This is a genomic window from Actinomadura macra NBRC 14102, assembly GCF_001552215.1.
Lineage (GTDB): Bacteria > Actinomycetota > Actinomycetes > Streptosporangiales > Streptosporangiaceae > Spirillospora > Spirillospora macra.
The window spans coordinates 137,222-156,870 of the sequence record NZ_BCQT01000001.1 but is presented as its reverse complement, the minus strand read 5'-3'; the positions used below and the strand labels follow the sequence as shown (position 1 = coordinate 156,870).

The following is a 19,649-nucleotide window of genomic DNA, read 5'->3' as shown; positions in this document are numbered from 1 at the left end:
TCCGAAATACCCCTGACCTGGCCACCGGACGGGCCCGATCCGACGGTCGGTATCCCCCTATCTGGGGGGCTCTTTCGGTTTCAGGGGTTGTCGTGATGTTGCGTACCGCTCGGACGATCAGCGGGGGGCCCGGAATGGGCGGGCCCGATTTCCGCCCGGCCGGGGAGGCGGATTTCGACGAGGTCGCGTACTGCGGGTAGAAAGGTTGTCGTCCGGCCGAAAGGAAACCCCCCATGCCCTTGTCTCCCCGCCTGGAGGCCCCGTCCGAGGTTCTGGCCGCGCTGGAGGAGTCGTACCAGCGCGTTCTCCGCCGCGACCCCGGCGAGCCGGAGTTCCACCAGGCCGTCCACGAGGTGCTGGAGTCGCTCCCGCCGGTGCTGGCCGCCCGTCCCGGGCTGGCCGCCGCGAGGCTGGTCGAGCGGATCATCGAGCCCGAGCGGCAGATCGTCTTTCGGGTGCCGTGGCAGGACGACACGGGCGCGGTGCACGTCAACCGGGGCTTCCGCGTCGAGTTCAACAGCGCGCTCGGCCCGTACAAGGGCGGCCTGCGCTTCCACCCGACCGTGAACCTCGGCGTGGTGAAGTTCCTCGGCTTCGAGCAGATCTTCAAGAACGCGCTGACCGGGCTCGGCATCGGCGGCGGCAAGGGCGGCAGCGACTTCGACCCGCACGGACGCTCCGACGACGAGGTCATGCGCTTCTGTCAGTCGTTCATGACCGAGCTTCAGCGGCACATCGGCGACCACACCGACGTTCCGGCCGGCGACATCGGCGTGGGCGCGCGGGAGATCGGCTTCATGTTCGGCCAGTACCGGCGCGTCACCAACCGCTGGGAGGCGGGCGTCCTCACCGGCAAGGGGCTGCCGTGGGGCGGCTCCGCCGGCCGGACCGAGGCGACCGGCTACGGCAACGTCATGTTCACCGCCGAGATGCTGAAGCGGCGTGGTGAGGAACTGGACGGGCAGCAGGTCGTGGTGTCCGGGTCGGGCAACGTCGCGATCTACACCATCGAGAAGGCGCAGGCGCTCGGTGCGAACGTCGTCACGGTCTCCGACTCGGGCGGCTACGTGGTGGACGAGAAGGGCATCGACCTTGAGCTTCTGAAGAAGGTCAAGGAGATCGACCGGGGCCGGGTCGCCGACTACGCCGCTCTGCGCGGCGTCTCGGCCAGCTACGTCGCGGGCGGCAGCGTGTGGGACGTGCCTGCCGACATCGCCCTCCCGTCGGCGACGCAGAACGAGCTGGACGAGGCGGCGGCGCTCGTGCTCGTCCGCAACGGTGTCAAGGCCGTCTCGGAGGGCGCGAACATGCCCGCCACGCCCGGGGCCGTCCACGTGTTCCAGGACGCGGGCGTCGCGTTCGGGCCGGGCAAGGCCGCGAACGCCGGCGGCGTCGCGGTGAGCGCGCTGGAGATGCGGCAGAACGCGGGCCGCGAGGCCTGGGCGTTCGAGCAGGTCGAGGCGGAACTGTCCACGATCATGACGACGATCCACGACACCTGCTTCGAGACCGCAGAGCGCTACGGCGCCCCCGGCGACTACGTCATCGGCGCGAACATCGCGGGCTTCGAGCGCGTCGCGGGAGCGATGCTGGCGCAGGGACTCATCTAGCGTCCCGTCCGGTCAGGTGTTGACGGTCTCCATCGGCCGGGACGCCGCCGCGGGTGCGAGGTGGTGGCGGCTGTTCACGATGACCACGCCTGCCGTCCCGGCGAGGGCCGCGGCGAGCAGGAAGGCACCGGACGGCCCCGTCCGCTCGGCGAGGAGCCCGGCCAGCGGGAGGGTCGCCGCCTGGCCGCAGTTGTTCATGGTGGACAGCCACGTGTAGGTCTCGGCGACGCGTCCCTGCGGTGCGACGACGCCGCCGATCCGGCTGAGCAGCGCCAGCGCCGGGGCGACGACGAGGCTGCCGAGCAGGACGGCGGCACCGACCGGCCACGGGCCGGGGGCCAGCGCGCCGAGTGTGGCCGCCGCCGCGAACCAGCCGGCGAGCATCCCCACCTGGGACGGGAGCGAACCCGGCCAGCGGCGCATCCCGAACAGCAGCCCGCCCGCCAGGCTCGCGGCGGCGGCGACCGCCATGATCACGCCGAGCAGTTCGGGGCGGTCCCGCTCACCGGCGACGGCGGCGACCGCGACCTCCACCACGGCGAGGGCGGGAAGGAAGAGCAGCGCGCCGAGCAGCAGGCGCCGGACGCCGCCGTGCGCGAGCGGGCCGAGCGTCCACAGCGCGCGGCCCTTCGGCGAGCACCCGGCCGGGGCGAGCCGCCCGCTGGCCAGCATGACCAGCACGCCCGCCGCGGTCGCTGCGCCCGCCGCCGCCAGCGGCAGCCAGCCCGCGACCGTGCCCAGCCCGCCGACGAGCAGCGGACCGATCACATAGACCGTCTCCAGGATGACGGCCTCGCCGGTGAACCCCGTGGTGAGCAGGGCGTCCGGGACGAAGGACGGCAGCGCGACGCGGAGCGCGGGCCCGGCCGGGGGGAGGGACGCGCCCGCGAGGACGGCGCCCGCGAGCGGCAGCGCGGGCGACGGCGCGGACGCCGACCAGCAGGACGCGAGCAGGCCCAGCGCCCCGCAGTGGGCGGCGGCGGTCAGCACGAGCACGCGGCCGGCGGGGAAGAGGTCCAGCGCCCGGCCGAGCAGCGGTGTCGCGACCATGAGCGCGGCCGAGAACGCGCCGACCAGCAGCCCGGAGCGTGCCGTACCGCCGGTCTCCTGGCCGAGCAGGAGCAGTGACAGCCCGATGACGCCGACGGGCATGCGCGCCAAGAGGTATCCGAGGTAGAGCCGTGTTGTGCCCGCGATGGAGAACAGGGCACGGTAGGAGTTGCCAGTTTCCACCCGTCCCCTCGGCACTGGACCATTCACCTCCAGCACCCAGGTAAGCACGGTCCGCACACGGCGCTGCAAGCGAGTCGCTGATCTTGGCCGAGTTCGGACACCTCCGTCGGATGGCCGTCCGAGCGGCGGGTAGAAAAGCAGAGTGATCATCAAGTGGCGAAGGGAGGGTGGGGTGAAGCGAAAGGCAATCCGTAAGCAGCAGACCGCCAGCCAGCGACACGAGTTCTGACGGGCTCCCCAGCGTGGCCGGACCCTTGCGGGGTTCGCGCCACGTTCCGTCTTCCGCCCCCCGCTCTCCCGCACCGGAGGTCGCACGTGCGCGTCACCCTCGCGGTCATGCCCTGGCATCTCATGACCGCGCCGAACGGTGCGGCGAGCGTTCTCGCCGCCGCTCTCGCCCCGGATCACGAGGTCACCACCTACTACGGCAGCATCGCCTTCGCCGAACGCATGCTCGCCGAGGCCGAAACGGCTCCCGAAGGCAGTGCGAAAGCACGTCTGCTCCCCGAGTCCTATATGTACGTGGCCGAAGAGGGATTTACCGGCGGAATCGGCGAATGGCTTTTCACCGGCGCGCTCTACGGATACCCGGACCTGCCGGACGCGGCGGCCGGGGCGTGCGCGGCGATCGGCTTCTCCCCGGACGTCGCGGCGCAGATCTTCCGGCTCGCGGCGCCCTTCGCGGCGGACGCGGCGGAGGCGATCATCGCGGGCCGTCCCGACGTCGTCGGGTTCACCACGACGTTCTCACAGACCGTCCCCGCGCTCGCCGTCGCGCGGCGGCTGCGCGCGCTCGCCCCGGACGTGACGATCGTCTTCGGCGGCTCCAACTGCGACGACACGATGGGCGCCGCGCTGCACCGCAACTTCCCCGAGATCGACTATGTCGTCCGGCGGGAGGGCGAGGCGCCGCTGCGCGCGCTGCTGGACGCGCTGGCCGCCGGCGACGCGGGGCGGACGGATGTCCAGGCCGGAAAGATCCCCGGCTTGTGCTGGCGGGACGCGTCCGGAACGGTCCGCGCGAACCCCGAGGACGGCCGGTTGCCGGACGGCGGTGACTTCCCGCCGATGGACCAGGACGCCTATTTCGAGCGGATCGAGGAGTCCCCGGTCGCCGACTACATCCAGCCCGCGCTGATGATGGAGACCGCACGCGGCTGCTGGTGGGGTGAGCGGCATCACTGCACCTTCTGCGGCCTCTCCGACATGATCTTGCCGTTCCGTTCCAAGGCGCCGGACACGGTCGTCGAGGAACTTCTCGCGGGCGTGCGCCGACATCAGGTGCTCGATGTCCTCACCACCGACAACATCGTCGACCGGACCTACTTCGACACGGTCTTCCCGGCGCTCGCGAAAAGCGACCTCGACCTGCGCGTCATGTACGAGATCAAGTCGAATCTCACGCCCGGCCAGGCCCGCGCGCTCCGCGGCGCCGGCGTCATCCAGGTGCAGCCCGGGATCGAGAACCTGCATTCGCTGCCGCTCAAGCTGATGCGCAAGGGCGTCACCGGGACGAGCAATATCGCCACGCTGAGGGAACTGCAGGAGCAGAGCCTCACCGTCCTCTGGAACTATCTCGTCGGATTTCCCGGTGAGACCGACGAGTGCTACCAGGAGGTGATCGGGCAGATCCCGCTGCTCCACCACCTTCAGCCGCCGCTCGGCGCGCACCGGATCGCCCTCGAACGCTTCAACCCCTACTTCGACCATCCGGACCTGGGCTTCGCCGAGCGCCGTCCCCGCGCCTGGTACCGCGGCGTGTTCCCCGGCCTCGGCGAGCCCGACCTGGCGGACATCGCCTACCTCTTCGAGACCCCGGACCGCGGGATCGGCGGCGCCACCGTCGCGGCGCTGAAAGCCGCGTTCGACGTCTGGCGCGGCGCCTACGCCGGCTCGTCGCTCACGCACCGCGCCGTCGGCGGGCGGCTCCACCTGTACGACCGCAGGGGCGGCCGCCGCGCCGCCGACCATGTCCTCGACGATCCCGCGGAGGTCGCCGCGTATGCCGCGCTCGCCCGCGGACGGTCACCGGAGAGCCTCGCCCGGCACCTGTCCGCCAGCGGATGGCGGGTCGGCGACTCCTGGCCGGCGGCGTTCGTCGACGATCTCGCCGCGCTCGGTCTCGTCTACCGCGAGTCCGGGCGCGCGGTGACCCTGTCCACCGGACACGACGCCACGGCGGTGCGCGGCGCGGCCATCCCGACGCCCGCCATGGTGGGGGCGGGCACATGACCTCCGCCGGCACCCGATGATCCGCGACCTGCCTCCCGTCGATCTGACGAGCGCCGCCGGGATCGACGCCGCCGCGGAACGCCCGGACGTCCGTGTCCTAGAGGTGCCCCTCGCGGGTCTGACCTCGGGCGCGACGACCCCGCGCGGCGGGGACGAGCCGCTGACGTGGCTTCGCGTCCGGCCGGAGCCGTCCGAGCTGGCCCTCGCCGGGCCGCGCGCCGGTCGCACCGAGCCGCACGTCGCCCGTGTCTGGCCGTCCGACGAGGACTTCGCCGCGCTGTGCTCCGCCGGGATCATCGGCATGACGCTGGACGCCCCGGCCCTGCCCAGCGCGGCCCTGCTGATCGCCTTCCTCGTCCGCGCGACCTCGTTCGGGCTGCCGCTGGAATGGGGCGGCCCGGTCGCGGACCTGCCCTGCGGACTGCTGTTCCACCTGACGCCGCCCGTGTTCGGCGACGAGGTCGCCGACAAATGGCGTGCCGCGTACCGCTACGGCCTGTGCTACTGGCGACGCGGCAGCGGGTTCGCCGTCGTCCAGGACCTTCGCGAGAACCCGGGCGCCCACTTCGTGATCCATGACCCGGGCCTGCTCGCCCTCTTCCACCGCCTCGCCGACCCGGTCGACACCACGTGCCTCGATGGTGAGGAGCGCGCCCATCTCGACGATCTCCTAGACGCCCGGCTGGCCGTCGAGATCGAGGGCGTCGCGGTCGCCCTGCCCTACCGGCTGCGCCGCTGGCCCGTCCCGGTGATCGACTTCTGAGCGACCGCCGTACGGGCGCCGGGAGCCCCGGGGGGCGGCGGCATGGTGTAGCGGGCTACACCATGGGTTCGGGAGCGGCCGTCAATGTGCCCGACCCCCGCCGAATCCTAGATTCGTCCAGGTGAGGACGGATTTCGGCGGAGGGTACCGATGACGACGATGACGGCCGAGGCGACCGCTCAGGCAGTGGGCCTGGAGTCGGTCACCAAGACCTACGGCGCGGTGCGCGCCCTGGACGGCATCACCTGGTCGTTCCCGCGCGGCGGGTTCACCGCGGTGATGGGGCCGTCCGGGTCGGGTAAGAGCACCTTCCTGCACTGCGCCTCCGGGCTCGACCGCCCGAGCGGCGGCACGGTCCGGATCGGCGGCACCGACATCGGGCGGCTCAGTGAGGCCAAGCGGACACGACTGCGCCGCGAGCGGATCGGGTTCGTCTTCCAGGCGTTCAACCTGGTGCCGTCCATGGACGTGGAGGAGAACATCACGCTGCCGCTGCGGCTCGGCGGGATCGAGGCCGACCCCCGGTGGCTGCGCGAGGTCGTCTCCCGGGTGGGGCTGGCGGAGCGGCTGCGGCACCGCCCGTCCGAACTGTCGGGCGGGCAGCAGCAGCGCGCGGCCGTCGCCCGCGCGCTGGTCACCCGGCCCGAGGTGGTCTTCGCGGACGAGCCGACCGGCGCCCTCGACCCCCGGACCGCCCGCGACGTGTTGCGGCTGCTGCGCGAGGCGGCCGACCTGACCGGCCAGACGATCGTGCTGGTCACCCATGACCCGGTGGCGGCGGCGTGGGCCGATTCAGTCCTGTTCCTGCGCGAGGGCCGGATCGTCGACGAGCTGATCGCCCCGTCCACCGCAACCGTGATCAACCGCTGGGAGTCGCTGTGAGAAGCCGCGCCGGAAAGCACGCGGGCGCCTTCACCGGGATCTTCGCGGCGCTGCTGTTCGCCGCCGCGCTCGTCGGCGCGTGCGGGGTGCTGGTGGAGTCGGCGTGGCGGGCGCACGCGCCCGTCGAACGGTTCGGCGCCACCGAGGCCGTCGTGACGGGGCCGCACAGCGTCAAGGACCGGATGAAACGGCTCGGGGACGAGCCGGAGACGCAGAGCCGGCCGCTGACCGAGCGGTCCCGGGTCCCGGTCGCCGCGGCGGCGAAGCTGCGCGCCGTGCCCGGTGTCCGCGCGGTGATCGCGGACGTGTCGTTCCCCGTCCTGTCCGCCACGGGGCGGACGGTCACCGGCCACGGCTGGGAGTCGGCCGCGCTGCGTCCCTACGAGCTGAGCGCCGGACGGGCCCCGCAGGCGCCGGACGAGGTCGTGCTGAGCCGGTCGGCCGGGGCCGCGCCGGGCAGTGTCGTCCGGTTGCAGGTCGACGGGACGCCCCGGCCGTACCGGGTCACCGGGGTCGTCTCGTCCGGGCCTGCGGCGGCGTTCTTCACCGGTGCCACGGCCGCCGCCCTCGCCGGGCACCCCGGCCGGGCCGACGCGCTCGCGATCACCAGTGGCAAGGACGGCACGGTGGACGCGGACGCGCTCCGCAAGGCCGTGCCCGGCCTGACCGTCGCGACCGGATCGGCGCGTGGCGACGCCGAGGATCTGGGCGTGGCCGCCGCCCGTCCCGACATCCTGGAGCTCGGGGCATCGTTCGGCGGCGTCGCCGTGATGACGGCGATCGTGGTCGTCGGCGGGCTGATCGCCTTGTCGGTGCGGGAGCGGGCGCGCGAGTTCGCGCTGATCCGCGCGATCGGCGCGACGCCCGGTCAGGTGCGCCGCCAACTCCTCGGCGAGACCCTCAAGGTGGGGGTGCCCGCCGCGCTGCTCGGCGGCGTCCTCTCGCTCGGGCTCGGCGCCGCGATGCACCGGGCGATGCTCCACAAGGGCGTGCTGCCGGCCGGCTTCGGGCTGTCGCTCAGCCCGCTTCCGGCGCTGGTCGCCTTCGCTGTGACGCTGGTCGCGGCCCTCTTCACGGCGCTGCTGGCCTCGCTGCGCGTGTCGCGGATCCGTCCCGTCCAGGCGCTGGGGGAGTCCGCCGTCGAGTCCGCCGCGCTCCCGGCGTGGCGGGTCATCACCGGCGTGGTCTTCCTGGTGCTCGGCCTGTCCGCGCTCGGCACGTCCACCGCCACCTCCGGGCCGGCCGCGAACGCCGCGATCGGCGGCCTGGTCATCGCACTGATCGTCGCGACCGCGCTGCTCGGCCCGCTGGTCGCGCGGCTCGGCAACCGGGTGCTCGGCGCCGCCGCCCGCGCCGCCTCGCCGGTGGCCGGACGCCTGGCCCAGCACGCCGGGGCCGCCGCCGCGCTGCGGGCGGGCTCGATCATCACCCCGGTCGCGCTGGCCGTCGCGTTCGCCGGCACCCAGCTGTTCGCGCAGGCCACCGTCGTCCACGCGACGACCGAGCAGGCCGCGGCGGGCGACCGCGCCGACCAGGTCATCGTGGCCGCCGGTCCCGGGCTGCCGCGGGATGTGGCGGACGCCGCGCGCCGGGTCCCCGGCGTCACCGCCGCCACCCCGGTCAAGCGCACCACCGTGGTCATGCCGGTCAAGGAGCTCGGTGAGAAGAACCTGCGATCGCTGAACGCCCGCGGCGTCGGCCGGGACGCGGAGGCGACCATGGATCCCCGGGTGACGTCCGGCAGGCTCGCCGACCTCCGGGGCACCACCGTCGCGCTCAGCCGCGACGTCGCGGCCGGCCTGCGCGTCGGCTCCGCGGCCCCGCTCTGGCTCGGCGACGGGACGCGCGTGACCGCCCGCGTCGTGGCGGTCTACGACCGCGGTCTCGGCTTCGGCGACGTCCTGCTCCCGCACGATCTCGTCACCGCGCACTCCTCCACGACGCTGGACGACCACGTCCTCGTCCGAGGGAAGGCGGACCTCCGCCCGGTCACGGCCGCGTACGCGGGGACCGCCGCGATCGACCACGCCGCGTTCGGCGCGAGCATGTCGCGGGAGATCCGGCTCCAGGGCTTCTTCAACTACGTCGTCGTGTCGGCGATCGGCGGGTTCATCGTCATCGGCCTCGTCACCACGCTGGCACTGGCGACGGCGGCGCGGCGGCGCGAGTTCGCCCTGCTCCGGCTGGTCGGTGCGACCCGCCGGCAGGTGCTCCGGATGCTGCGCCTGGAGGCCGCCATCATCCTCGGCACCGGCACCCTGACCGGGGCGGGCATCGCCGGGGTGACCCTGATGGCCTTCGCCACCGCGATCACCGGCCTCCCGCTCCCGTCCGTCTCCCCGGTGGCGTGCGCGGTCGTCCTGCTCGGCGTCGCCGGCTCCGGCGCCGCCGCGATCCTCCTTCCGGCGCGGGCTCTGCTGCCCCGCCGCACCTCCCCATCCATCTCCTGAAGCACCGTCCGATCCCTGAAGCACCGTCCGATCCCCGAAGTTCCGTCCATCCCCTGAAGTCCCGCGCGACCTCCGGAAAGGCACATGACCATGAGCAACGGCACCCGCTGGACCATCATCGGAATCCTGCTCGCCATCAACGTCATGGCGAACGTGGCGCTGAACGGCACCTGGGTCGAGGTCGGCGTCAGCACCGTCACCGGCCTGGGCGTGCTCGCCCTTGTCGTCGACTTCTTCCTCCGGGGCCGCCGCGAGCCGTGACGCCCCGCCCGGGGTTCCACCCTCGGATAAGCGCGCACAACGCATTCCGTTGACCCTTTTTAACGCGATGTAGCGAAGTGACGATTCGTCCGACACCCGGCTCTGTTTCGGCCCTGACATTAACCCGATCGCTATGGTCCTGACGGGTAACATGGTAGGCAGAGCCGGTGTCCGAATACCCCCTGGCCCCCGATATGGCCGGACAGTTGGGCTGGCTCACTATGCCCGCCGGCCCGGCATCCCTCACCGTCCTCATGGACGGCACGGAGGACCTTCTTGCCGCCTGGTGGCGGGAACTCGACCGGGCCGCACTGGAGAAACTGATCGGTGTCTGGAGGACGGTCCTCGACCATCCCGAATTCGCCGGAGCCGATCCGGAGTTCCGTGCGGCCTGCCGCGACCGCGCCGCAATGGCCCTGTGCTGGCACGCGTCCGAGAACGGCGACCTGGAGGAGATCGAGGTGGGCCGCCGCCACCTCGAACTCGCCCTCGGCGAGACCGGACGGCTCGGCCCGGACGTCCGCTACCACCTCGGAATCCTGTTCTACCACCGGGCAGTCATCCGCGACTCCGAGCAGGACGCGTGGGCGGCGGTGACGCGGCTGCGGGGCGTCCTCATCGACCTTCCGTTCGACGAGGACCGCCTCCGCCCGCGCTGCATGGACGTCCTGTCGCGCAGCCTGGTGTGGCTGCACGGCCATGGCGGCGAGGGCGTCGATCTCGACGAGGCGATCGACCTGGCCAGGGCCGCGCTGGTCGACCTCGCCTCCGCCTCGCCCTACCGCGACGCGGTGCGGGTGATGCTGGCGTCGGCGCTGCGGGCGCGCTACCGGACGTCCGGGCGGCTGGCCGACCTGGCGGAGGCGATCGGCCTGCTGGAGGCCACGTCCGCCGGACGGGTCTTCCTCGGCACGCGGTGCTACGGCCACGGCCTGCACGGGATGCTGCTGCGGGAGCGCTACATGCGCACCGGCGACGAGACCGATCTGCACCGTTCGCTGGAATCCCACGAGCGCGCCGTCGCGGAGGCCCCCGAGGGCGGCCGGTCGTGGCTGCTGGCGTTGAACCACCAGGCGAACGCCTTTCAGGCCGTCTATTCCCTGCGTGGGGACGTCACTTATCTCCGCCGGGCGCTCGATGTTCTCCGAATGGTCGTCGAGGCCACAGATTTTACCGATAGATCCTATGCCGAACGTCTCAATAATTTCGGAAACAGCCTCTCCAGCGCCTATGAGGAGACCGGAGACCGCGCCTATCTCGACCAGTCGATAGACCTTTATACCGAGGCTCTCGAAAGAACCGATCAAAAAGATCTGGAACTGTCGTCGCGACATCTCAATCTGGGGAGAAGTCTCAGTGCCCGGCATGCGGCGCGCGGACGGCGCAAGGATTACAAGGACGCCGTCCGCCATTTGAGAATCGCCTGCCTGACCGGCCTTGACCGGTCCCCGGAAAGGACGCTGGAAGCCTCGTTCGCCTGGGGCGCCTGGGCCTCGTCCCGACGCGCGTGGAAGGAGGCCGTCGAGGCGTACGCCTTCGGCGTCCAGGTCATCGAGATCCTGTCCGCGCGGCAGCGGCACCGTCCCGGCAAGCAGACCTGGCTGCCGACCGCGCACGCGATCCCCGCGCGGGCGGCCTACGCGCTCATCCAGGCCGGGCGGGTCGAGGAAGCCGTGCTCGTCCTGGAGAGCGCCCGCACGGTGCTGCTGGCCGAAGCCGTCCCGCGCCGCGCCGAGACCGCCGTCCTGGACCTCGACGCGATCTTCGGCGCGGCCGGTGCCCGGGTCCTGGTCTATCTCGGCGCCGCCGAGGCGGGAGGCTTCGCCCTGATCGTCGATCCCGAGGCCGGGAAGGTGCGTGCGGTCGAGCTGCCGGCGGTGACCAGCCGAGCGGTGCGGGTGCGTGCCGAGGTGATGACCAACGCCTACCGCGCGAAGAACGGGGACTCCGCGACCTGGCTCGGCGCGGTCGACGCCGTCACCCGCTGGGCGCACGACGCGATCCTCGACCGGGTCGTCCGGCGCCTGCCACGCGGGACCGGGCATTGCGTGCTCATCCCGGCCGGGCGGCTCGCCCTGCTGCCGCTGCACGCGGCGCGCAGCCCCGGCGGGCGCCTCGTCCTCGACGAGATGACGTTCGGCTACGCGCCGAACGCCCAGGCGCTGCGGACGGGCGCGGGTGGCACGAGAACCTTCACCAGCGCCCTGGTCGTCGACGACCCCCAGCCCGTGCCCGCGCCACCGCTGCCCTGGTCGTCGGCCGAGCGCGCGGCCGCCGCGCGGATGTCCGAGCGCGTCACCCTGCTGGCCGGATCGGACGCGACGCGGACCAGGGTCCTCGGCGAGCTGCCGTCGCACGGCCTGGTGCACCTGTCCTGCCACGCCCTCGGCCGCGGTGACGCGCCGTTGGACAGCGCCCTGCTGATGGCCTACGACGAGCCGCTCACCCTGCGCAACCTGGTGGAGCTCGACGCGACGGCCGGCCCCCGGCTGGTCGTCCTGCCGGCGTGCGAGTCCTTCCAGGTGGGCGCCGACCTGCCGGAGGAGACGGTCAGCCTGCCGACGGGGCTGCTCCAGCTCGGCTGCCAGGGCGTCGTGGCGAGCCAGTGGGCGGTGGCGCCGCTGACGGCCGCCCTGATGATCGCGGCGTTCTACAAGCGCTGCTCGAACGGGACGCATCCGGCCGCGGCGCTGTGCGGCGTCCAGCGCGAGTTCCGCGGTCTCACCAACGCCGACCTCGCCGCCGCGCTCAAACCCGACCGGGCCCACGTGACCTTCGGGCTGTCCCCGGCCGACGCCCGTCCGCTCTGGCGGGCCGTGCGCCGCCGCGACCCGCAAGCGATGCCCTTCGCCCACGCGACGGAATGGGCCGCGTTCGCCTACACCGGAGGTTGACCGTGGAAGACGACGAGCTGCTCACCGTGGCCGGGGCCCTCCGCCCGGAGGTGCCTGCGCTGGCCGGCGCCGAGACGGCGGCGCGGTTCGATGCGCTGCTGGCGGCCCTGCGGCGCGGCGAGCCGACCGGCGATGACCTGTTCGAGCTGCTCACCGGGGACGCGGCCCTGCGGGAGAGGCTGAACGCCGTGTCGCCCGTCCCGTCGGAGGGCGCCAGGGCGTTCGCCTACCTCGACCTTCCCGGGCCCGGCGAGGTCACCGCGGCCACCATGTACGCGTGCCCGCACGGCGACTACCGCTACCCGGCCCAGGAGATCGGCGAGGCCGTGCCGATCTGCCCGAACCACCAGCTTCCGCTGCGTGCCGAGCGCACCGGACGGCCCGGGCTCGGCCAGTAAGGGTTATAGTTCGCCTATAAGCCTTACTGAGGAGCGTTGTGGACATCTCCGTCTCCGACTACGGGGTGGGAGCGGCGGTCGGCAACGACCTGGTCGCCACCTCACCCACCGTACGGGGCGCCGCCGGCGAGGCGCTCCCGGATCCGGACGCGCTGGCGCTCCTCCTGGCCGAGCACGCCGTCCGGCCCGCGGCGACGGCGGACGGGCGGGCACCGTCCGCCGGCGACGTGCGCGACGTGCAGCTGCTGAGGCGTGAGGTGCGCGGCATCCTGGAGACCGAGACCGGGGAGCAGGCCGTCGCGGGCGGGATCGTCCTGCTCAAGCGCGCCGGCCAGAGCCCCGTGCTGCGCCGCGACGGCGACGGATGGGAGTGGTACGTCCCCACGGCGCCGGACGCGCCGCTCGCCGCCGAACTGGCCGCGCTGGTCGCCGTCGGCCTGCTCGGCACCGTCCGCGCCCTCGGCCACGACCGGTTCCGCCCCTGCGCCGCCCCGGACTGCCGCGGCGTGTTCGCCGACACCAGCCGGGCCGGCCGCCGCCGCTACTGCATGCCCGACCTGTGCGGTAACCGGCTCAATGTCGCCAACCATCGTGCCCGCCTGCGGGCCGGGGGCGTGCCCCGATGAGCGCGCTGGACGGCGCCCTCCAGCTCCCTGACGGCTCCTGGATCCGCGGCAGGGGCCTGCGGGACCCGGCACCGCCGGGCCCGGCACCCGACTTCGGCCTCTACCTTGGCTCCGGCCGTCTCCGGCGGCGCCACGAGGGCACCCTGCACTGGCCCCGCGAATGGATCGAGTGGCCCGACTTCCTGCTGCCCCGCGACCCCGTCCTCGCCGTCCGGCACATACGGGCCCTGCACGAGCGGGCGCGCGCGGGCGACGCCGTCGAGGTCGCGTGCGGCGGCGGGGTGGGACGCACCGGCACCGTGATCGCGTGCCTGGCCGTCCTTTCGGGGCTGGACGCGACCGCCGCCGTCGCCTGGACGCGTGAACATCATCACCATCGGGCCGTCGAAACCCCGTGGCAGCGCCGCTGGGTCGCCCGCTTCCCCACCGCCTGAAGGTCCGTTCATGCCGTTGCGGCGCTGGTCAGAGGGCCATAAACGAGATGAATTCCCAGATCAGATACCGATGAGGCTCCCGTGATCACCTTTACGGGCGCATACTGGCGGTGATGAAACCCTCTGGAGCCGCACGGCGGCGACACCTGCCGACCAGTCCCTTCAAACCACCACCGCCGGCCCCGCCCGCCAAAGAGTTCGACGTGGCGGACCGGGTCACCCACGACAAGTACGGCCTCGGCCGTGTCGTCGAGGTCGAGCGCGATGCCGTCCTCGTCGACTTCGGCACCCGCAAGGTCCGAATCAACGCACCGTACGCCAAGCTCTTCCCGCTCTGACCGCCGATCCCACCGATTCCGCCAAGCCCCTTTGAGACCGCCACGAACCCTGCACCCCTTTGAGACCTCTGCGACCTTAGGGTCCCGGCGGCCGCGCGGCAGCCGGAGGAGGACCCATACACGTCCTCCTCGAAGACCGCCGGCCGCCCGCTGAACGACACGGGGAGGCGCCCAGCCGGCTGGATCTCCAGCCGCCCGGCGTCCGCTCGACGCCGCCCGCGAAATGCCGCCCCGCGATATGCCCGGACCGCGCCGCAGTGCGCCTCTGGCCGCCCGCGAGGGCCTCAAGCACCGCTCTCTCGCGGATTCGCCGCGTGCCCCTCGGCCAGTATCGCCCGGGGGCCACGCGGCCCTCAGGGGCGTTCCTAGGGCCGCCGAGCCATGCGCTCTCGTCCGCGCGCCGTGCGTGCCGAACGCTTGAAGAGTCTATCTCTATATATCGAGAACAAGTATTCTGGTGACCGTCAGGGGGGCGAGCGCTGATCGCGGGGGGTCCGCGGGGGCAGCGCTCGTGACCCACGGTGAGCGGCCGGTGAAAGCCGGCCGCGGTGAGGAGAGAGGAACACCAGCGGCATGAAGTCCACTCGGGACGGGCGCGTGCGGACGGCGCGCACCCGGTCGAAGGCGCCTTGCGCGGGGGCGGCGCCTTTGACGACGCTGAGGAGGGGGATGGCGTCATGACCTCCTCTTCGGGCCACAGGGTGACCGGCGGCGCGAACGCCGAAGTCCGCCCCCTCGCACGAATGACCGATCAGATGCTGGCCGTGCTGTCCGTCCTCCTGGTGAGCGACGGCGAGAAGGGACAGTACGGGCAGGCCATCTCCGCCGCCACGGCGCTCCGGACCGGCACCGTCTACCCGATCCTCGTCCGCTTCGAGCGGGCGGGCTGGGTGACGAGCCGGTGGGAGGACCGGGACGATCCGGGCGAGGCGCGCGACTCGGGAGCGCCGCGCAAGTACTACAAACTGACGTCCGAAGGTCGGGAGCGCGCACGCTCGGCGCTGGAGGTGCGCAGGGAGGCCCTGGCCAAGGCCGGGGCGCCGTTCCCCCTGGTGCCACCTCCGAGTTCGGTCTTCGGGCAATGACCAGAAAGGGAACACCGCCCGATGAACGAGTACGGCAGCCTGCCGGACGGGAGTTATGTGCTCCTGTTCTGCGCGGGCCTCGCAGTTGCGGCCTTGTGGGGAGCGGCCTCCGGCATCCGACTCGGCCCCACGCTGCGCAAGATCGAGGCAGCGACGGACGATCGCCCCGAGGTCGGGGACGCGATACGCGAGCACGTGGGCGGTACGCCCGGACGGGTCCTGCGGCGCCTGGTCGTCCGGGCCTGGTGGAACCGGGTCCGGCCGTCGCGCTGTGAGCGCCTCGCGGCGTCCGTCAACTCCCTCGGCGCCGCGATCGTCGGCGGCCCGCTGGGCGGTGACCTGCGCCGGCAGTGGACGGCCGACCTCAGGAACGGCCGCCGCCAGGGCCGTATCCCCGCCGAACTGCTCCTGGAGGCCGTCGGCAACCTCGTCGGGTCCTTCAAAATCCTCGCGTCCGAACGGGTATTGGAGTACGTTCGCCGCCGCTACGCCACCCCGTGGCGTGTCGCGGCCGGGCTCCTGGACTTCACGGCCCGCTCCAAGCCGACCGCCGTCGTGCTCCTCGGCCTCCCGGCCATGGGCGGCGTGACCTTCGCCGGATACCTGATCGGTGGAACGGAACTCGCCTACGCGCTGCTGGGCGCCTCGTTCTACGCGGCGCCCGCCACCGCCGTGCGATGGCAGACCGGACGGCTGCTCGCCGTCCAGACCAGGCTCGCGACCCAGGAACGCGAGCCCGGGAGGCGCTGACCTGACCCGAGGTGCGCGCCGGGGGCTCCCTCCCCAGCCACAGGGAGCCCCCGGCACGCTCGTCAGTCAGCGGTCGCGGCCTCGTCGAGCACCTTGGCGATCCAGTCGAGCAGGGGCATCTGGGCGGCCTCCGCGGCCTGGTCCCAGCGGTCCTTGCGGCCGGCGTCCAGGCTCATGACCACCTTCGTCGGGGCCCGGCCGTCCCACTGCCGCGCGCCGTCCTTCGACGCCTCGCGGAGCTGGCGGATCTCCCTGCGCAGCCGGCGGGTGGACCATTTGCCGCGCTCCGCGCGCTCCAGCCACCTGTCCTGCTCCCGTTCGGGGAGCGCGGCGATCTCGGCGTGGTGCTGGAGGCTCAGCGTGTCCCGGCGCCGCCATGCGGGGAACTTCCGGGCGACCCAGGCGTAGTTCCGCAGGGTCTGGTAGTCCAGGGCCGTCTCCTCGATCACGACGCGATAGCGGTTGGGAAACCGGTTCTCGCCGTACACCAGCCAGTCGCCCAGCCACCAGCCGGACGAGTCGGTGATCATTTTGAGGTTGCGTCCGATATGGCGCCACGAGTCGAACGTCAGGCCTACGGGCATGTGCAACTCGGCCCGGCCGGCCCGCACGCCGGCATCGACCCTCAAACCGGTCTGGACGGACCACCTCTCGCGGCTTCGGCCGGCCGCCTCCGGCCTCGGCTGCCGCGCCGCCCGTGCATTCCCACCTCCGGCCCGGCCATTGGTGATCAGGTCCTTTCCTGCCGTGTTCACGGATCTCTCCCTCGTGAAGGCACTGGGATGTCGAGGGGCTGGACGGCGTGCCCGGACGAAATGTCGAGACGGTTCGGGGTCGGCCACCCCCGGCAATGTGGTCTCTTTCGTCCCTTTCTGGCCGAGATACGCACAGCATGCATGTATCAGGCCGGAAGGGGCCATTGACCAGATCACGTCATCGCTATGAAAGATTCACGCGGCCGGGCAGGGGCGGGCTTGGGGCGCGTTAAGCAACTGGGGTTGACAGTCATCGCTAAGCAACTAGGGTTGCTTGCATGCCGGGTTTCGAGGTTCCCGATTCGCAGGATCCCGCCGACGAGCTGGCGGCCGTGGTGGCTCTCAGGCGGTTGGCCGACCGGCTGGAGGACACCGCGGTGGAGAAGGCCATGCGGGCCGGGTGGAGCTGGTCGGACGTCGCCGAGGCCCTCGGAGTCACGCGCCAGGCGGTGCACAAAAAGCACGCGAAGTGGCTCATCGCCGTGGGAGTCGAGCTGAGGAGGAGGCGCTGATGCGGCCGTTCGGCGGATACGTCCAGACGATCATGGAGCGGGGGGCGCAGGAGGCCCGGCGCGACGGCTCGGCCACGATCGAGGCCGAACACCTGCTCCTGGCGATCGCCGCCGAGGACGAGAGCAGCACACGCGAACTCCTGGCCTCGGCCGGACTCGACCACGAGGCGATCCGCGATGCGCTGGAGCGGGAGTTCAGGCACAGCCTGAGCGCGGCCGGGGTGACCGTCGCCGGCGGGACCCTGCCACGGTCGAGCAAGGCGGCGAACCGTCCGACACGGCTGGGTGCCTCGGCCCGGCTCGTGGTCGAGCGGGGCGTGGCGGCGGCCGCGAGCAAGCGGGATCTGCGGCCGGCGCACCTGCTGCTGGGCGTCCTGCGGCTCAAGGTCGGCACCGTCCCGCGGGCCCTCGCCCTGGCCGGTGTCGACCAGTCCGAACTGGCGACACGCGTCCAGCGTTCGCTCCCCGGCGCGGAGCGCGCCGCGAAAGACGAGAGGTGAGCCGATGAGGACGGATGAGGAAACCGCGCTCAGGGTGGACGGGCTGCGCATGAGGTACGGGTCCAACGACGTCCTCAACGATGTGACGTTCCGGGTGTTCCAGGGTGAGGTGCTCGCCCTGCTCGGGCCGAACGGCGCAGGCAAGACCACCACCATCGAGATCCTGGAGGGTTTCCGGGCGCGGTCGGCCGGGCGCGTCGAGGTGCTCGGTGCCGACCCGGCGCGCGGCGACGAGGCGTGGCGGGCCCGGCTCGGCATCGTGCTGCAGTCCTGGCGCGACCACGGCAAGTGGCGGGTGCGCGAACTGCTCGCGCACCTGGGCTCCTACTACGCCGGCCACTCCACCGAGAAGGTGCGGCGGCCGTGGGACGCCGACGAGCTGATCGCGGCGGTCGGCCTGGACGAGCACGCGGGCCAACGCATCAAGACATTGTCCGGCGGGCAGCGGCGCCGGCTGGACGTGGCGATCGGGATGGTCGGCCGCCCCGAGATGCTGTTCCTGGACGAACCCACCGCGGGCTTCGACCCGGAGGCCCGCCGCGAGTTCCACGACCTCATCCTCGACCTGGCGGCGGCGGGCGACACCACCATCATGCTCACCACCCACGACCTGTACGAGGCGGAGAGGCTCGCCGGCCGCATCCTGATCCTCAACGAGGGGCGGATCGTCGCCGACGGCACCGCCGAGGAACTCGCCCAGCAGATCGTCGGCGCGGACGAGGTGCGCTGGACCGTGGACGGGCGGCGGCACGTCCGCGCGACCGGCGACTCCACCGCCTTCGTCTTCGAGCTGTTCAAGCGGCATGGTGAGGCGGTCGCCGACCTTGAGGTGCGCCGCTCGTCCCTGGAGGACACCTACCTCGCCCTGGTGCGCCGCGCCGAGTCCGGCGGCACGGCCCGCACGGGCGGGTTGAAGGAGGCGGTGTGATGTCTCCGGCCACGACGGTGCTCCGCGCGGGCCTCTCCCGCGGGCTGATCGAGCTGCGCCAATCCTTCTCCGGCGCGGAACTGTTCGGGCAACTCCTGTGGCCCGTGGTGACGCTGGCGACCGTCTACTTCCTGCGGGACAGGGAGTTCCAGCAGAGCGGGTTCACGCTGGGGACCCTCATCCTGCCGAGCCTGCTCGGGATGTTCATCGCACTCGGCATGATCGTGGTGATCCAGTACCTCACCGCCGAACGCGAGGACGGCACCCTCCTGCGCGCCAAGGCCACGCCGCACGGGATACGCGGCTACTTCATCGGCAAGCTCGTCACCACCTCCGGCTGCGTCCTGGTCTACCTGGCGATCATCATCGTGCCGGGGATGTTCATCGTCGACGGGCTGGAAACGGGCGACGTCTCGTCCTGGCTCACGATGGCCTGGGTGCTGGTCCTCGGGCTCGTGGCGACCCAGTCCATCGGCGCCGCGCTCGGCTCACTGATCTCCAGCCCCCGCGGCGCCGGGTATCTGGCACTCCCCGTCATGGCCCTGATCTCGATCTCCGGAGTCTTCTACCCGATCACCGCGCTGCCCGGCTGGATGCAGTGGATCGCCCAGGTCTTCCCGATCTACTGGCTCGGCCTCGGGATGCGGTCGGCGTTGCTGCCCGGCGACATGGCCGGCGTCGAACTCGGCGAATCCTGGCGGCATCTGGAAACACTCGGCGTCCTCAGCGCGTGGGCCGTCGCCGGCCTGGTCGTCGCGCCGATCGTGTTGCGCCGGATGGCCCGCCGCGAATCGGGTTCGCGAGTGGCCGGATACCGCGAGAAGGCCCTGCAACGGGTCGGATGAGCCCTCTCCACGCTACGTCATTGACTCTTGACGGATCACCGCCGGCGTACACGGCGGGCGACCACGCGCTAAACCCGAGTTGAATGATCAGTGCGAGCCTTAAGCGGTGCGCTTGGAACACGGCCGAAAAACAAGCTGTCGACTTCCGGTAAT

19 protein-coding genes are annotated in these 19,649 nt (G+C 72.2%); 17 read left to right on the top strand and 2 right to left on the bottom strand.

The features are described from left to right. The first annotated feature begins 233 nt into the window (after positions 1–233). Positions 234–1,610, top strand: coding sequence for an NADP-specific glutamate dehydrogenase (gene gdhA, locus AMA02S_RS00590; RefSeq protein ID WP_084264379.1), 1,377 nt, complete (start codon positions 234–236; stop codon positions 1,608–1,610). A gap of 12 nt (positions 1,611–1,622) precedes the next feature. Here the strand turns inward: gdhA and AMA02S_RS00585 are convergent, their stop codons facing one another. Further along, positions 1,623–2,843 (bottom strand): MFS transporter, encoded by a 1,221-nt coding sequence (locus AMA02S_RS00585; RefSeq protein WP_067449845.1) that lies wholly within the window; start codon positions 2,841–2,843, stop codon positions 1,623–1,625. Positions 2,844–3,158: 315 nt separating this feature from the next. Here AMA02S_RS00585 and AMA02S_RS00580 point away from each other — a divergent pair, with 315 nt between their 5' ends. From AMA02S_RS00580 to AMA02S_RS00535, 12 genes are all read left to right on the top strand, one after another. Continuing rightward, positions 3,159–5,075, top strand: coding sequence for a RiPP maturation radical SAM C-methyltransferase (locus AMA02S_RS00580; protein WP_067449843.1), 1,917 nt, complete (start codon positions 3,159–3,161; stop codon positions 5,073–5,075). A gap of 16 nt (positions 5,076–5,091) precedes the next feature. Then, positions 5,092–5,838 carry a DUF5825 family protein gene (locus AMA02S_RS00575; RefSeq protein ID WP_067449841.1) on the top strand — a complete coding sequence of 249 codons (747 nt, stop codon included), beginning with the start codon at positions 5,092–5,094 and terminating at the stop codon, positions 5,836–5,838. A 150-nt stretch (positions 5,839–5,988) separates the two neighbouring features. Further along, entirely contained in the window at positions 5,989–6,720 is a 732-nt protein-coding gene (locus AMA02S_RS00570; RefSeq protein WP_067449839.1) for an ABC transporter ATP-binding protein, read from the top strand. Continuing rightward, positions 6,717–9,170, top strand: coding sequence for an ABC transporter permease (locus AMA02S_RS00565; protein ID WP_084264378.1), 2,454 nt, complete (start codon positions 6,717–6,719; stop codon positions 9,168–9,170). Before AMA02S_RS00570 ends, AMA02S_RS00565 begins: the two co-directional genes overlap by 4 nt. Before the next feature lie 90 nt (positions 9,171–9,260). Continuing rightward, positions 9,261–9,431, top strand: a complete 171-nt coding sequence (locus tag AMA02S_RS41165; RefSeq protein ID WP_218004802.1) for a hypothetical protein — start codon at positions 9,261–9,263, stop codon at positions 9,429–9,431. A 167-nt stretch (positions 9,432–9,598) separates the two neighbouring features. Next, on the top strand, positions 9,599–12,325 hold the full coding sequence (locus AMA02S_RS00560) for a CHAT domain-containing protein (protein ID WP_157430285.1): 2,727 nt from the start codon (positions 9,599–9,601) through the stop codon (positions 12,323–12,325). A gap of 2 nt (positions 12,326–12,327) precedes the next feature. After that, positions 12,328–12,723: a hypothetical protein gene (locus AMA02S_RS00555; RefSeq protein ID WP_067449836.1), complete on the top strand. Its 396-nt coding sequence runs from the start codon at positions 12,328–12,330 to the stop codon at positions 12,721–12,723. A 38-nt stretch (positions 12,724–12,761) separates the two neighbouring features. Next, the gene (locus AMA02S_RS00550) at positions 12,762–13,349 is read left to right on the top strand and encodes a CGNR zinc finger domain-containing protein (RefSeq protein WP_067449834.1); all 588 of its coding nucleotides are present in this window, start codon (positions 12,762–12,764) and stop codon (positions 13,347–13,349) included. After that, a complete protein-coding gene (locus AMA02S_RS00545; protein WP_067449832.1) occupies positions 13,346–13,783 on the top strand; it encodes a phosphatase domain-containing protein in 438 nt (145 codons plus the stop codon). The genes AMA02S_RS00550 and AMA02S_RS00545 overlap by 4 nt, the downstream gene beginning before the upstream one ends. A 113-nt stretch (positions 13,784–13,896) precedes the next feature. Continuing rightward, the gene (locus AMA02S_RS39730; RefSeq protein ID WP_084264377.1) at positions 13,897–14,121 is read left to right on the top strand and encodes a hypothetical protein; all 225 of its coding nucleotides are present in this window, start codon (positions 13,897–13,899) and stop codon (positions 14,119–14,121) included. Positions 14,122–14,798: 677 nt separating this feature from the next. Next, the gene (locus AMA02S_RS00540) at positions 14,799–15,206 is read left to right on the top strand and encodes a PadR family transcriptional regulator (protein WP_218004801.1); all 408 of its coding nucleotides are present in this window, start codon (positions 14,799–14,801) and stop codon (positions 15,204–15,206) included. Positions 15,207–15,227: 21 nt separating this feature from the next. After that, positions 15,228–15,956, top strand: coding sequence for a hypothetical protein (locus AMA02S_RS00535; RefSeq protein ID WP_067449830.1), 729 nt, complete (start codon positions 15,228–15,230; stop codon positions 15,954–15,956). A 62-nt stretch (positions 15,957–16,018) separates the two neighbouring features. On the opposite strand, the gene AMA02S_RS00530 is transcribed toward AMA02S_RS00535, so the two are convergent. Beyond that, on the bottom strand, positions 16,019–16,711 hold the full coding sequence (locus tag AMA02S_RS00530; RefSeq protein ID WP_245667284.1) for an LmbU family transcriptional regulator: 693 nt from the start codon (positions 16,709–16,711) through the stop codon (positions 16,019–16,021). 278 nt (positions 16,712–16,989) lie between these two features. Here AMA02S_RS00530 and AMA02S_RS00525 point away from each other — a divergent pair, with 278 nt between their 5' ends. Genes AMA02S_RS00525 through AMA02S_RS00510 form a run of 4 tightly spaced genes read left to right on the top strand, consistent with a single transcriptional unit; the run spans position 16,990 to position 19,496 of the window. Next, positions 16,990–17,223, top strand: coding sequence for a hypothetical protein (locus AMA02S_RS00525; RefSeq protein WP_067449829.1), 234 nt, complete (start codon positions 16,990–16,992; stop codon positions 17,221–17,223). Continuing rightward, positions 17,223–17,723, top strand: coding sequence for a Clp protease N-terminal domain-containing protein (locus AMA02S_RS00520; protein ID WP_067449826.1), 501 nt, complete (start codon positions 17,223–17,225; stop codon positions 17,721–17,723). The genes AMA02S_RS00525 and AMA02S_RS00520 overlap by 1 nt, the downstream gene beginning before the upstream one ends. 4 nt (positions 17,724–17,727) lie before the next feature. Next, complete coding sequence (locus AMA02S_RS00515) at positions 17,728–18,651, top strand: ABC transporter ATP-binding protein (protein WP_157430284.1); 924 nt, start codon at positions 17,728–17,730, stop codon at positions 18,649–18,651. Next, positions 18,651–19,496, top strand: coding sequence for an ABC transporter permease (locus AMA02S_RS00510; protein ID WP_067449824.1), 846 nt, complete (start codon positions 18,651–18,653; stop codon positions 19,494–19,496). The genes AMA02S_RS00515 and AMA02S_RS00510 overlap by 1 nt, the downstream gene beginning before the upstream one ends. Positions 19,497–19,649 lie beyond the last annotated feature (153 nt).

Coding starts and splice junctions, on each gene's coding strand:
- AMA02S_RS00525 (WP_067449829.1), top strand. CDS start 16,990: ATGCCGGGTTTCGAGGTTCCCGATTCGCAGGATCCCGCCGACGAGCTG.
- AMA02S_RS00520 (WP_067449826.1), top strand. CDS start 17,223: ATGCGGCCGTTCGGCGGATACGTCCAGACGATCATGGAGCGGGGGGCG.
- AMA02S_RS00510 (WP_067449824.1), top strand. CDS start 18,651: ATGTCTCCGGCCACGACGGTGCTCCGCGCGGGCCTCTCCCGCGGGCTG.
- AMA02S_RS00575 (WP_067449841.1), top strand. CDS start 5,092: ATGATCCGCGACCTGCCTCCCGTCGATCTGACGAGCGCCGCCGGGATC.
- AMA02S_RS41165 (WP_218004802.1), top strand. CDS start 9,261: ATGAGCAACGGCACCCGCTGGACCATCATCGGAATCCTGCTCGCCATC.
- AMA02S_RS00535 (WP_067449830.1), top strand. CDS start 15,228: ATGAACGAGTACGGCAGCCTGCCGGACGGGAGTTATGTGCTCCTGTTC.
- AMA02S_RS00515 (WP_157430284.1), top strand. CDS start 17,728: ATGAGGACGGATGAGGAAACCGCGCTCAGGGTGGACGGGCTGCGCATG.
- AMA02S_RS39730 (WP_084264377.1), top strand. CDS start 13,897: ATGAAACCCTCTGGAGCCGCACGGCGGCGACACCTGCCGACCAGTCCC.
- AMA02S_RS00540 (WP_218004801.1), top strand. CDS start 14,799: ATGACCTCCTCTTCGGGCCACAGGGTGACCGGCGGCGCGAACGCCGAA.
- gdhA (WP_084264379.1), top strand. CDS start 234: ATGCCCTTGTCTCCCCGCCTGGAGGCCCCGTCCGAGGTTCTGGCCGCG.
- AMA02S_RS00545 (WP_067449832.1), top strand. CDS start 13,346: ATGAGCGCGCTGGACGGCGCCCTCCAGCTCCCTGACGGCTCCTGGATC.
- AMA02S_RS00570 (WP_067449839.1), top strand. CDS start 5,989: ATGACGACGATGACGGCCGAGGCGACCGCTCAGGCAGTGGGCCTGGAG.